At 49.0% G+C, this 14342-nt stretch carries 7 protein-coding genes; 6 read left to right on the plus strand and 1 reads right to left on the minus strand.

The annotated features are described in order from the left end of the window. Positions 1-114: 114 nt before the first annotated feature. Positions 115-1437, minus strand: a complete 1323-nt coding sequence (locus GXO76_15310; GenBank protein NOY79220.1) for an FAD-dependent oxidoreductase — start codon at positions 1435-1437, stop codon at positions 115-117. A gap of 336 nt (positions 1438-1773) precedes the next feature. On the opposite strand from GXO76_15310, the gene GXO76_15315 reads away from it, so the two are divergent. The 6 genes from GXO76_15315 (at position 1774) to GXO76_15340 (ending at position 14043) form a co-directional block, all read left to right on the plus strand. Beyond that, positions 1774-4332 (plus strand): hypothetical protein, encoded by a 2559-nt coding sequence (locus GXO76_15315; protein NOY79221.1) that lies wholly within the window; start codon positions 1774-1776, stop codon positions 4330-4332. A 353-nt stretch (positions 4333-4685) separates the two neighbouring features. Next, positions 4686-6191, plus strand: coding sequence for a cytochrome C (locus GXO76_15320; GenBank protein NOY79222.1), 1506 nt, complete (start codon positions 4686-4688; stop codon positions 6189-6191). A gap of 400 nt (positions 6192-6591) precedes the next feature. Beyond that, positions 6592-6930, plus strand: a complete 339-nt coding sequence (locus GXO76_15325) for a hypothetical protein (GenBank protein ID NOY79223.1) — start codon at positions 6592-6594, stop codon at positions 6928-6930. A 242-nt stretch (positions 6931-7172) separates the two neighbouring features. After that, on the plus strand, positions 7173-9935 hold the full coding sequence (locus GXO76_15330) for a T9SS type A sorting domain-containing protein (protein ID NOY79224.1): 2763 nt from the start codon (positions 7173-7175) through the stop codon (positions 9933-9935). 226 nt (positions 9936-10161) lie between these two features. Then, positions 10162-10596, plus strand: a complete 435-nt coding sequence (locus GXO76_15335) for a transcriptional repressor (protein NOY79225.1) — start codon at positions 10162-10164, stop codon at positions 10594-10596. A gap of 558 nt (positions 10597-11154) precedes the next feature. Then, positions 11155-14043, plus strand: a complete 2889-nt coding sequence (locus GXO76_15340; protein ID NOY79226.1) for a T9SS type A sorting domain-containing protein — start codon at positions 11155-11157, stop codon at positions 14041-14043. The last annotated feature ends 299 nt before the right edge of the window (positions 14044-14342 follow it).

Here is a 14342-nt window from a genome sequence, read left to right on the forward strand (position 1 = left end):
ATCCCCCAAGTGACTCGGCGAAAGGCGGACAATATCGGAATGGCCAAAAGGCAGCCACCCGGTTTTCTTTTACCTGATGTTTTGACAACGGATGATTGGATCTCTCCGCAGCCTCTATTTTTTCAGAGCCTTCAGCCCGATATTGGCAGCAATGAGCACGGGATCCCAAACCGGAGCAAACGGCGGTGCGTACGAGAGATCCAAACGGGAAATCTGCTCCACCGTATTTCTATTGTACAGGGCAGTCGCAAAAATATCAATTCGTTTTGAAACACCCTGTTGTCCCACCATCATGGCACCCAAAAGCCGCCCGTCATCCTTGTTCATCACCAGTTTAATCGTGATCGGCGAAGCCCCGGGATAATAACCCGCGCAGCATCGATCGGTGATGGTGGCCGTGACAAAATTAAAGCCTTCCCTTTCTGCTTCAGCAGAGCTCAAGCCGGTGCGGGCTACTTCCAGGTTAAACGTCTTAAAAACGGCTGTGCCCACAATTCCCCCGAAAACACCGTGTCCGCCCGCGGCATTTTCTCCGGCTACCCTCCCCTGCTTGTTGGCCGTAGGGCCAAGGGGAATGTAGGCCGGTTTTCCCGTAACCAGATGCCTTGCTTCGGCGCAATCGCCTCCGGCATAAATATCTTCCACACTGGTTTCCTGTTTTTCATTGACGGCGATTGCCCCCGTCGGTCCTAACCGAATACCGGCAGCCTCGGCAAATTTCACGTGGGGTTTGATGCCCGTGGCAACCAGTACCAAATCCGCTTCAAAACGGGAGCCATCCTCCAAAACCACGGCTTTTACCTCACCCGCACCATTGCCTTCGAATGCACGAACCGTTTGGTTCTTAAAAAGTTTGGCCTTGTTTCGTTCTAATTCGGCTTCAACGACGTCGTTAATTTCCGCATCCATTGTTCCCAAAATTGAGGGCAGTTTTTCAATAATCGTCACATCCAGGCCGCGCGTGTGAAAAGCCTCGGCCATCTCCAACCCGATGTATCCAGCCCCGATAATGACGGCCTTTTTGGGAACTCCCGTGTTAATGTACGATTTGAGAGCCACGCCGTCGTTCAACGTCCGAAGCACGTACACGTGTTTTAGGTCGATACCCGGAATAGGCGGCCGGGCGGCTCCGGCTCCGGTAGCCACCACCAACTTATCGTAATCAAAGGTTACTTCTTCGTGTGTCTCATGATTAACGGCTTTCACCCTTTTTGCCTGAGGATTAATTTCCACGGCCTCATGGAAAAGGCGCACGTCGATTCCCCGCTTTTCACGGGCTACTTTGGGTGGAATAATAATCAGCTTGTTGTGATCTTTAATCATATCTGAAATGTAGTAAGGTAATCCGCAGGAACCGTAGGAAATATATTCCGTCTTTTCCAGAACAATCACGTCCATTTCCGGCTTCCGGCGTTTGGCCCGGCTGGCGGCGCTCATTCCGGCCGCCACGCCCCCGATAATGAGTAAGCGCTCTTTCTTTGCCACATTGTCCTCCTTTGTTCAAAACGGTTGTTGATGAACTCGCCCTGCCTTAATTTTAAAATATAGCCCATTCCCCCCAAAAAAACAAGGTGAAATCCATTTCACAAGCGCAGCCTTTAAAACGCGGAATAACCGGTCGATTTTTCCAGGAGCGGCTCTTTCCCCCGTGTCCCATTTCAGTCCGTAGTCAAATCAAAAAATCCAAAAAATTCCTTTGATTTTTCAACACAAATGATTATTTTTTGATCGAGCAGATATCTCCCAACACCCTACAATTTGGAGGTTCCACTAATGAAATACAGAAATTTTTTATTGATTTTTCTGGCGATTGCGGTCGTATTTTTTGGAGAAAGCTGCTCCAAATCCATTCGGAAAACGACGGCCACCGCAAACCCGTCCCTTTCAATTGAAGCACGTGTGAACATGCTTCTGCAGCAAATGACCCTTGAGGAAAAGATCAGGCTTTTGGGAGGAACCGGATTCACCACCCAGCCTATCAAGCGCCTTGGCATTCCGGCCATGAAAATGTGCGACGGGCCGCTGGGTTCCCGAATGAAAATTACAAAAAACGGCGTGGAAGGCGGCGGGGTAGCAACCAATTTTTCAGCCCCCATTGCCATGGCGGCCACTTGGGATGACGCCCTCATCCGGCAGGTTGGCCGGGCCATTGGGGCAGAAACCCGCGCCAAGGGATTTGACGTGATTCTGGCCCCCTGCATTAATATTGCCCGTGTGCCGGTGGGAGGACGCACATTTGAGGCTTTCGGGGAAGACCCGTTCCTGGTTTCGCGAATGACCGTGGCTTACGTCAGGGGGGTTCAAAGTCAACGTGTGGTGGCCACCACCAAACACTACGTCGCGAACAACCAGGAGAAATACCGAACCCTCGCCAGTTCGAATGTAAGCGAACGCGCGCTGCGGGAAATCTACTTTCCGGCGTTTAAGGCCGCCGTTCAGGAGGCCGGCACGCGCGCGATTATGGCCTCCTACAACAGAATTAACGGCGACTACGCCTGCGCGAATCATTATCTTCTGACCGATGTTTTAAAAAATGAATGGGGATTTACCGGCCTGGTGATGTCCGATTGGGGTGCCGTGCACAGCACGATTAAAACCGCCAATGCGGGTCTGGACCTTGAAATGCCGCGGGGCCGGTTTTTTAATCAGAAGCTCCTTGAAGCTGTAAAAACCGGGCAGGTTAAAGAAGGCACAATTGATGAAAAAGTCCGGCGGATTTTGCGGGTGGAGTTTGAAGCCGGTCTCTTTGACCACCCGCCTAAAACCTACCCGTCGAGCGTGGATACGGCCAGCCACGATTCCCTGGCTCTGAAGGTTGCCCGCGAGGCGATTGTCCTTCTCAAAAATACGGGACACATTCTGCCTCTCAACCGGAAGTCCCTGCATACCCTCGCCGTCATCGGTCCCAATGCCGGAGTGGCCATTATCAGCGGTGGGGGCAGCGCTTACCTGGAATCCTATAAAAAAGTTTCCCCTCTGGAAGGCATTCGGAAAAAGGTGGGAAATCAAATTGCCGTGGCCTACGCGCCCGGAGCCCGGTTAAAAACAGGGGCACTCCCCCCTATTCCTTCAGGCGACCTACGCCCTCCCGGATCAAATCAAAACATACACGGCCTTTTGGGCCAATATTTTAATAATCCGAACCTGGAAGGAAGACCCGCTTTGACGCGGATTGATTCAACCGTTTATTTCAACTGGCACGGCAGGTCGCCCGATCCGGTTATTCACCCCGATAATTTCTCGGCCCGCTGGACCGGATTCTACGTTCCCTCCGCTTCGGGCACATTCCAGATCGGTGTAAGCAGCGACGACGGGTTCCGGCTCTTTGTGAACGGTAAACTCTTTCTTGAGGATTGGAGCGATCACGGCCGCGAATTGAAGGCAAAACCCATCCGATTAGAAAAGGGAAAAGCAGTCGCCCTTCGGTTGGAATACTATGAACGCCGGGGAGGAGCGTCGGTGCAATTGGGAATTTCAATGAGAACACCGGAAAAGGATTTACGCGAAGCGGTGCGGCTCGCAAAAAAATCCGATGCCGTAATTCTCTGCGTGGGCCTGAACCGGAATCTGGAAGGCGAAGGCCATGACCGTACCACGTTAGATCTTCCGGCTGATCAGGAGCGTCTTATCCGGGCGGTGAGCGCCGTCAACCCAAAAACGGTGGTTGTTCTGAACAACGGCACCCCCGTGACAATGTCCCATTGGCTGAACCGCGTGCCCGCTGTTCTGGAAGCCTGGTACACGGGTCAGGAAACCGGTACGGCTCTGGCCGATATTATTTTCGGTGATGTGACTCCCTCCGGAAAACTGCCGCTCACGTTTCCAAAATCCTGGGCGGACTGCCCCGTTGCCAAAACGTATCCGGGAACAGAAAAGGCAACGGACTACAGCGAGGGCATTTACGTGGGGTACCGCTATTACGATTCCAGGCATATTGAGCCGCTTTTTCCATTTGGATACGGTCTGTCGTATACAACATTTGATTACAGCAACCTGGAAATAACCCCGGCCACCCTCGGCACAGCCGACACTCTTCATGTGCATCTGACGGTTACAAACAGCGGTCCATTCGCAGGAGATGACATTGTACAGCTTTATGTTCATCAAAACAATCCGGAATTAGACCGTCCGCCGAAAGAACTAAAGGCCTTCACGCGTGTCCACTTGGACCCCGGACAAAGCAGGATCGTTTCTTTTCAATTGCAGGCGCGCCGCCTGGGCTATTTTCATCCGGGAAAAAAGGCCTGGGTTGTGGAACCGGGAAGCTATGAAATACAGATCGGAAAATCTTCCAGAGACATTCAGTTGACCGGTGAGCTGGTTGTAAAATAAAACGTCCAATGCGACCCAAACCTTGCGAAGGTATCAACCCTTTGCAAGGTTTATTTGTTTGAAAAGTGAATTATATCTTGACTTATAATGAGAATTATTGTAATTTAACTAAGCATTTTTAAACCCGTTTCAAATGCGGGTCTTGTACAATCATTTTGACGGTTTTCTAAGGGACAATCATCCCAAACGTGTTGGATGAGCCCACTCAAAAAACGATGCATGACGCAAATGGCGCTCATTTAATTTCAATAAAATCAATTCGTGAAAATTGTGAAATTAGCGGGCAACGGCTTTTTTGGAGCAGACGCCTGGATTATGGACGACGTTTTCATTAACAAAATATCGGATTAGAAATGAAATTAAGATTACCAAGCTCAACCCAAAACTGGGTCTCGCTTATTGGTGCAACCATTGCCTTAATTAGTCTTTTCCTAATTATTTTCCTTTTTGTCCTGTCTTTGTTGTTTGGGCAGGGGGGGCTCTATCTGGGTCTGGTCGCCTATATTCTTCTTCCGGCCGTACTGATTTTCGGGCTGCTGCTCATTCCTTTGGGAATGATCATTCGTACCATTCAGATGCGGGGAAAGGAAAAAGTAAAATCGGCCTGGCCGGTGATCGATCTGGGAGACCCCAAACACCGAAATGCCTTTTTTATTTTTTCAATCGGAACCACGATTTTTCTCTTTTTATCGGCTATCGGAAATTACGAAGCGTTCCACTATACAGAAACGGTTCAATTTTGCGGGACGCTGTGTCATAAAATTATGCATCCTGAATACACAGCTTACCAACATTCACCGCATGCAAAAGTGCCCTGTGTTTCCTGCCATGTGGGGCCGGGTGCCAGCTGGTTTGTGCGTTCAAAGCTCTCCGGTCTGCATCAGGTTTACGCCGCCGTTACAAAGACCTACCCCAGGCCGATTACCACGCCGATTAAGAATTTGAGACCGGCGCGTGTTGTGTGTGAGCAGTGTCACTGGCCTCAAAAGTTTTATTCCAGAACCCTGCGCCTCGAAACCCACTATCTCCCGGACGAAAACAATACCCGGTGGGACATTCGGCTTATTATGAAAATTGGAGCCCAAAACTCCGCCCATGGGTTAAGAGAGGGCATCCATTGGCACATTAATCCCAAGGTAAAAATCCAATATATTGCCACCAATCACAAACGAACAGATATCCCCTGGGTCCGGTACATCAACACAGAAACCGGGGATACAACGGTTTATGAGAATCCGGAAAATCCCCTCACTCAGGGTCAATTGGATACATTACATATTCGAACAATGGATTGTATCGATTGTCATACGCGGCCTTCTCACGATTATCAATCCCCGTCTCACTTCCTGAACATGGCCATGGCCAGCGGACAGATTTCACCCAGGCTGCCCAATATCAAAAGTGAGTCCTTGAGTCTATTTGATAATGATTTCTCCACAATGGATTCCATGCTCCAAACCATCCAAACAGAACTGACCCGCTATTATTCCGAAAACTACCCAAAAATCTTTGTGTCAAAAAGGGCCCAGATCGATACGGCTATTCAGGCAATTCAAAAACTGAGTGCCCGCAACATTTTCCCCTATATGAAAGTGCGCTGGGATACCCATGTAAACAATATCGGACATCTGGAATTTAAGGGCTGTTTCCGCTGCCACAACGGGAAACATGTGAGCAAACAAGGGGAGATCATTTCAAGGAAATGTGATCTCTGCCACTTAATCAATGCACAGGGAACACCCGAAAAAATGGAATCGTCCGAAGTTAATCACTCCCTTGAGTTTAAACACCCGGTTGATATCGACCAGGCCTGGAAAGACATGCTCTGCAGTGACTGTCACACCGGATTGAATCCCTGATCGGGACTCACATTATAATAAACATCCGGTGTATGCACGTTTCAGTATTTTCTTTACTGATGGTACGTACAGCCATAATCGGGTGTAAACGGATACGCCTTCCCTCCACCATGTTTCCCCTGCGATGCCATTTTGGAACAACTACAACCCCAAGCAAGAAGCGAAATGGGCAATAAACGGATTCTGAAATTGGGGCCTGTATTTTTTTAATTTTGACACTTTTCTATTGACTTTTAATGAGAATTATTATATTTTTCAAATGTAATCAATAATCATTCTCCATTAAGGTTTGGTGATTTTATGCCCACAAAAAAAGAAATCGCCATTTGCATTCAGAAATGCCGTGAAAATGGCTTGAAGGCCACCTTTCAACGGCTTTTAATATACAACGAATGGGTACATTTCGAATGGCCATCCTTGGCCGGAACAGGTTTCGCACCGCGTAAAAAAATTCCCACCCAGCCTTTCACCGTCAACGGTTTACAAAGCGTTCGATACCTTTTGTTCAGTCGGGCGGGTGGCAAAAATCACCTGTTTAAATTGCACAAGCAGCTATTGCCAAACCAATACAAGTCAACTTCATCAGCTTATCTGCAAGAACTGTCACAAAATCGAGGATATCTATTCGAAACGGCTGGATATTCTCCGCATACCCCAAGCTCTAATCAAAGAAAACAAACTCAGCGGGGTGAGTCTGAATTTGGAAGGCATCCGTAAGGAATGCCAGAACACAAAATAATTCTTTTAATTACTTAATTCGTTTCGCAGATTGATTTCTCATTGCCGATTCTATTGATTCGGCCATTGATTTTTCTGCATGCAAAATCGAGAATCAGCGCCACCATGGTATCCAAATCTTTATAAAATAGGGTTAAGGATTAAAGGAGGTGATTGCCTATGATTGTATTCCCGGGAAAATAAACCATTCTTGCTTAATGTGATGACCCATATTCAAGAAATCACAAATAAGGAGTAAAAAAAATGAGAAAAGTGTTACTATGTTTTGGCAGTGCGCTTTTATGGTTCGGCATTTCATTTTCTGCGGTTTACGCACAAACGCCAAAAGCGCAAATCAGGATTGAATCGCTCAGCCCAATTCAATTGGCAGAGCGCAATTGGACCACGTCGCCTTCCAGTGGACTAAGCAATGTCGGAAAAGGAGAATTGATTTATCTCTCAGGGCATAACCTCTCCTCCGAGCCTGTTGTCGCTTTTAGCTGGTCGTTTCAAAGCCTGCCTGCAGGCTCGAACGCAACGCTTGATAGTACGAATACACAATGGACCACGTTTCGTCCAGATACGACCGGACAGTTTGTCGTCAAGCTGGAAATTACAACGGCATCGGGAACGGCCGATACCACCGTCACTATTACAAGTGCCAAATATGTCGGTGTGGGAGGCATTGCGGGATTGCCATCCGACCCGTCGAAGGGGCAGTGTTCGTTGTGCCATTCGGGAAAAACAGCGGAATGGCAAGGAACGGGCCATGCGACGATGTTTCAAGAGGCAATTGACGGCCAAAAAAGCAGTCATTATGCCGGATATTGCATTGAATGCCATACCGTAGGTTACGATACGGATTCCACGGCCGTTAACGGTGGATTTGACGATGTGGCAAAAGAACTCGGGTGGACTTTCCCAGCGGTGTTACAGGCGGGCAATTGGGATTCCCTTGTTACCAACTATCCGGATCTTGCCCAGAAGGCGAATATCCAGTGTGAAAATTGCCACGGACCGGGAAGCCTTCACAAGGGAAATACAAGTAATATTGCCGTTTCGCTCAGGGAAGGCGTCTGCGCTAAATGCCACGGTGAAGAGCCCTACCATCGGAGATCACTCCAGTGGAGCCGGTCGGCTCACGCCGTTGGGGTTTCCTTTGCCGCAAATCGGGAAGGTTGTGCAGAATGCCATTCGGGATACGGATTTATTCATAAAATTGACCCCAATAGTGCACTGGAAAAAACAACCGGTTTTCCGCAAACCACTTGCGCTGTCTGTCATGATCCGCACAGTGCCGACGTCGAGCATCAATTGCGAACGGAAGCGGATGTCACTTTAAAGAATGGCGATGTGATTTCTTTCGGCGGCGCCGGCAAACTCTGTATGAATTGCCATCACGCCAGACAGGATGCAGCGACTTATTCAAATGCCTACCATCCCCATTACGGACCCCACCACAGCCCGCAGGCCGATATGCTGGCCGGTACGAATGCCGTTACCTTCGGAATGAATATTCCCAGTTCCAACCACAAAAATGTGGTCAAAGATGCCTGTGTCACCTGCCACATGGGAGCAACTCCCGCGACCGGAAAACCCGGACATGATTATGTCGGCGCCCACACATTTGCCATGCACTGGACCAATCCTCAGGATTCCACCCAAGAGGTTGACAATGTGGCACCCTGCCAGACATGCCACGGCAACATCACTTCTTTTGACGATATCATGGCGAAAAAAGACTATGATGGTGACGGCACCATTGAAAGTGCCCAGGACGAAGTCGCCGGTTTGCTGGATGAGGTGGGAAAACTTTTACCGCCACTGGGCGACCCAAAGGTGGTTGAATCGTCGGCGTATACTCCCGTGCAGTTAAAAGCCGCCTATAATTATGAATTTGTAAAGAATGACGGTAGTTACGGCATTCACAACTTTCAATATGCCGTGAATCTATTGAAAGCCTCTTATGAAGCCCTGACCACAGGCAATATTGGGGCAGGAACGATTGTATCGATCACGGATGTACCGAATGACCAGGGCAAAAAGGTACGTGTGGTCTGGACAAAATTCGGCGGCGACGGGATTGGTGTCAATCCTATTCAGCAATATGTCCTCTGGCGCCGCGTGGACGACCGGACAAATGGAACAAACGGGAAAGAAATTCCTGTTTATGAATCCCTCGAATCGGTTCCGCTAAATTTGATCACGACCCTGCCCGGGGCACGCGTTATGATTAACGGGCAGCTCTGGGATTTTGCGGGCAGCGTACCCGCATCCGCACAAAAAACATACAGTGCGATTGCACCCACTTTATTTGATTCAACAAAAACCAAAGGCATGTACTGGTCCGTATTTCGAATATCCGGTTTAACCAAAATTCCTGCCGTTTACACGACTTCTGCGCCGGACAGTGGGTACTCCGTGGATAACCTCTCGCCCGCAGTACCAGGCGATATTATGGCTACTGAAACTCAAACAGGAGCGGAATTAAGTTGGAATAAACCCGTTGACGAGGATTTCAATTATTTTGCGATTTATCGGAGCACCACTCCTGGCTTTGATCCGGCCAATACCGAACCTTATGCCACAACAACTGAGAATAAGTTTAGTGACAACAACGTGGCCATGGGAAACAGCTATTATTACCGCCTGTCAGCTTTCGACTTTTCCGGAAATCAAAGTGCATTCTCAAAAGAGATTGCTTTAACAATCACAAAAGTGAACGATACACCGAGGACAACGATTCCGAATCAATTCGTACTGAAACAAAACTTTCCAAATCCATTTAACCCCTCTACAAAAATAACATTTGGGTTACCGTCAAGCGAACAGACGACCCTTGCCATTTACAATCTTTTAGGCGCAAAAGTCCGATTGCTTGCCCAAGGGAAGTTCAGCGCCGGCTATCACTCAATTGTCTGGGACGGCCGGGATGATCGCGGAAGAGTCGTTGGACCAGGAATTTATTTGTACCGTCTGCAAAGCGGCTCAAGAATACTCGTTAACAAAATGATTTTTATGAAATAAAACAAAATTCTCTCCCCCAGAGCTCTCATCTGGGGGAGAGATTTATGTTATTCGAAATATGCACGCTTTTACCACAAGCGTTGAAACAATCCCCGTATCCGTTTCCAACTGGAAATCCATCCAAAAATATTTTTTATTTCTGCAATTTTTTTCTTGACTTTTAATGAGATTTATTATAATTTAAAGTCGTAGATAATAATCATTCTCCATTAATAGTCGGAAGGTCATGCCCACAAAAAAAGAAATCACGATTTGCATTCAGAAATGCCGGGAAAATGGTTTGAAGGCCACGCCCCAGCGGCTTCTGATATACAATGAACTGGGCGCTTCAAATGGCCATCTTTCTCCGGAACAGCTTTATCACCGCGTAAAAAAATTTCAACCCAGCATTTCACTTGCAACGGTGTACAAAGCTCTCGACGCGTTCTACTCAGTGGGGCTTGTGGCAAAGGTCACCTGTCAAGATTGCACAAGTGCCTATTACGAAACGAATACAAATCATCATCACCACCTCATCTGCAAGAAATGTCATAGAATCGAGGATATCTATTCCGATCAGCTGGATATCCTCAGCATACCTCAATCTCTAATCAAAGAATACAAAATTAGCGGGGTGAGTCTACAACTTGAAGGCATTTGTAAGAAATGCCAGGCAAAATGAATTAGGATTTTGCTCCCCGGCTTTTGCCCCAAAAGGCTGAAGGCGGGGCACCCATCATACGGCGTTCAATCCGTCTTCAGCGACTGCTTTCAATTTCCGGACAATTCGACGGGATTGCCAGGATTAAGCACCCTGTTGCTTCTTCATCCGTAAAGGGTTCTCTCGTTTCTGACGAAAACACGCTTTTGGGTGTCACCTAATACATAACGCATTTTTTAAGACGAACCGTTCTCTTCCAGCACTATCTTTGTTTTCTTCCAGAATCCTGTCCCGTTTTTCACCAGAAGGGGTTTTTGCTGGTTCTTGTGGAGAATGATTCTCCATTATAAAGACAGAAAAAAGTCGAACCCTTTATCTTCTAAAGGAGGTGGTTCATTTGCTTGTCTCAATTTTCAGACGCGGGCCCTTTCTGAGTTCACTCTAAAAACCACTAATAACGCAAACCACACGAATTCCATCTTAAATGAACCGGTTCCGTGAAAATTTGCGAAATTTGTGGACAAAGGCTTTTTGGAGCAGACTCATTCAATCCAAATAAATAAATTAAGGAGTAAAGCAATGAAAAAAATTTTTTTCTTTTTTGCCTGCACGTTATTTTATCTGGGAATGGCCTTTCCCGACGGCTTGCTCGATGTTTTCGCTCAGGATTTTGTATCGTCTGAAAAATGCCTGACTTGCCATAAATTTCCTGTCGGCGACAAACCTGCCATGGCCGGCTGGACAACCACATTTCACGCTACCGGGATCACCCCTGTCATTGGCGACAGCTCCATGATCCCGCAGCACGGCGTGATTTGCGACGCTAATCAAAACGGCGTCGACGATTTCAAAGACGGCCTGGACCTGTCCACTGTCCCCGCCTTTTCCGCTTTTGGCGCCAATGCCCCCAAACTCGCCTACGATGAAACCAATGGTTACCAGGTCACCATCGGGGACATTACCTACACCGTGCTGCTCACTTACGGAGGCAGCGGCGTGTACAAACAACGTTACATCACAAAAATCCCGGTGGGCGCTTCGGGTGGTGTTTTGTCAGACGGCTACTACGTGCTGCCCATTCAATACAACGAGGCCACCCATCAGTGGGTCCAGTACAGCCCCGACCACTGGTACGACATGAGCACGCACACGCCGCTCTTTTCCACAGCCACCAGCTACGGGGATATTGTGACCCACGGGAAAAGTTTCGACAAGGGGTGTGCCGGCTGCCATTTTACGGGAATGTCTTTAAGCGTAACCGCCAACGGTGAATTTACTGCCAAGGCGGTCCACGGGTCTCCTCTGGGAGATGCGCTGGCCTTTGATTACGATGGCGACGGAACACCGGATGAAATCAACACGGGCTGTCTGGATTGCCACTACAGCGCAGAAGGCAATCACATGGGAACGGGTGTGGGTGTCGCCAATCCCAAGGCCCTGGGTGCCGAACGCTCCAGTGAGGTCTGTGGGCGCTGCCATTCCCGCGGAAAAAGTGTGGGCACCATGGCGGGACAGAATGTCAGTTACCCGTGGGCCGGCACAGATGACGCGCACGGCACCTTTCTGCCGGGTGACACCCTGGCCAATTTTTACACGGATGGCGGCGGCTATTGGGGCAATCCCCGCAAGGCGTCGAAGAAGCATCACCAGCAATGGCTGGACTGGAAAGGAACACCCCATGCCACCACGTCCTACAATCACGAACTTCCCACGTCTGAAGGCGAAGTGAATTGCTACTCCTGTCACGATCCCCACAACAAGACGGAATGGGGGCATCAACTGCGGCTGAACCCCGAAGACAATTCACTTTGTCTGGACTGCCATTTGAGTCCCTACGCCTTCAAAGACCTTTCCGCCGTGGAAACCCATTCGATGCACCCGTACAATCCGGATCCCACCGACGGAAGCGATCCTTCGGGACGCTGCACGGCCTGCCATTACCCGAAATCGGCCAAAAGTGCGGTGGCGTACGACGTGTCCCATCACGGGGAGTACGTGCTCACGCCCGATTTAACGCTCAAATACAAAATGCCCAATTCCTGCGCCATGTGTCATAATCAGAATAAATATGGTGAAGGCGCGGTGGATACACTTTTGGCCACATGGTCCAATCCGGAAGATTCTGTCATCGCTACCTGGGCGAAAAGTTATATGCCGCTGTTCACTCACGACCGTCAGATTAACACCGTTCAGGCCAAACGGATTCCCTCGGGAACCAGTCCTCCGGTTCTGGACGGCGTCGCGGAAGACGTGTGGAATCTAGCGACCGCCACCACAATCGATATGGTGATTGCGGGCGTCAACCAATCGGCTATGCAGGTTGAATTAAAAGCCCTTTATGACCAGAACAAAATTTACCTTCTGGCCAAGTGGGCCGACCCAACCTTTACCGTTCGGCGGCAGGAGCTGGTTTACCAGGACGGCGTCTGGAAGACCACTGATCAGACCGATCTGACACGGGAAGACCGAATCGGGATTTTCTGGCCGATTACGGAAATTGAGGGCTTCAAAGAACGTGGCTGTATGGCCACCTGCCACAACACCCGGGAACGCTGGGGCAAATATCTGAAAACCGGTGAATTGGGCGATATGTGGCATTCCAAAGGTGCCCGGACCTGGCCCTTCGGTCATGTGGATGATAAATTCACGGATGGCAATTACAAGGATGCGGAAGGCCAGTACAAGGAAGACGGCGGACGGCACGGTGACGGTGACGGCTCGCCCTACTACAGCAATCTGAAAGACGGGGTTCCCCAGTGGATGGGCCCGAAACACGATTCCAATCCTCCGGCCCTGTACGACACGTCGTTCAGTCAGGAGCCCTTTCCGGGAACGTGGGCCGTTCAGGCCAAGCCCTACGATCCCAATGCCGGATGGCAAAATGGCGACCGGCTGCCCAAATACGTGGGCAAAAAGGTGGATCCCGCTCTGCCCCGGGCCAATCTGCTGTCGGGTGCCAAGTGGGAAAACGGCACCTGGACGCTGGAAATCTCGCGTGCTCTGAACACGGGTGACGCGGAACACGACGTCATTTTTGACGATCTGACAAAGGCCTACCCGTTCGCCATTGCCACCATTGACAACGGGACCCAGCCCGCTGGCCGCGTGTTCCCCAATTTACACGCACACCAGGGCGCCGATTACAATCTGCTGGTCTTTGAAGAATTCACCGACGTGAACACCATTCCGTTTGCGATGCTGCCACAGGATTACCGTTTACAGCAGAATTACCCGAATCCCTTTAATCCGACCACGAAAATTGCGTACGACATGAAGAAATCGGGACATGTTCAATTGGCCGTATTCGACATGCTGGGCAAGCACATTCAGACCCTGGTGGATGGATTTCAGGAAGCGGGTTCCCATGAAGCCGTTTTTGCCGGAACCGATTTGCCGTCAGGAATCTACTTTTACACACTCACGGTAAACGGATTTCAATCAACCCAGAAAATGATTCTGATGAAATAGCACATCAAAATAACCTTGGTTGGGGGCGATTCGTGAATCGCCCCTACCTTTTATCATTCACGCATTCGCGGCCTAAATAAAAAAATTCACCACAAAGACGCAGGGACGCAAGGAAAATTCCAAATCACAAATCCCAATAGCCAAATAAATTTCAAATTCCAATTACCAAAACAAAAGATATTGATTTGGAATGATTCATAAAAGAATCTGTGTGAATCGGTGCCTGAATCAGTGATAATCTGTGGTAAAAAACAAAACCACAGATTATCACAGATTATCACTGATAATCTGTGATAATC

The sequence above is a fragment of the Calditrichota bacterium genome (assembly GCA_013151735.1).
Taxonomy (GTDB): Bacteria; Zhuqueibacterota; JdFR-76; order JdFR-76; family BMS3Abin05; genus BMS3Abin05.

Excerpts from the sequence above, each read along its gene's own strand:
- GXO76_15310 (NOY79220.1), bottom strand. The coding sequence starts at position 1,437 with ATGAGCGCCGCCAGCCGGGCCAAACGCCGGAAGCCGGAAATGGACGTG.
- GXO76_15315 (NOY79221.1), top strand. The coding sequence starts at position 1,774 with ATGAAATACAGAAATTTTTTATTGATTTTTCTGGCGATTGCGGTCGTA.
- GXO76_15320 (NOY79222.1), top strand. The coding sequence starts at position 4,686 with ATGAAATTAAGATTACCAAGCTCAACCCAAAACTGGGTCTCGCTTATT.
- GXO76_15330 (NOY79224.1), top strand. The coding sequence starts at position 7,173 with ATGAGAAAAGTGTTACTATGTTTTGGCAGTGCGCTTTTATGGTTCGGC.
- GXO76_15335 (NOY79225.1), top strand. The coding sequence starts at position 10,162 with ATGCCCACAAAAAAAGAAATCACGATTTGCATTCAGAAATGCCGGGAA.
- GXO76_15340 (NOY79226.1), top strand. The coding sequence starts at position 11,155 with ATGAAAAAAATTTTTTTCTTTTTTGCCTGCACGTTATTTTATCTGGGA.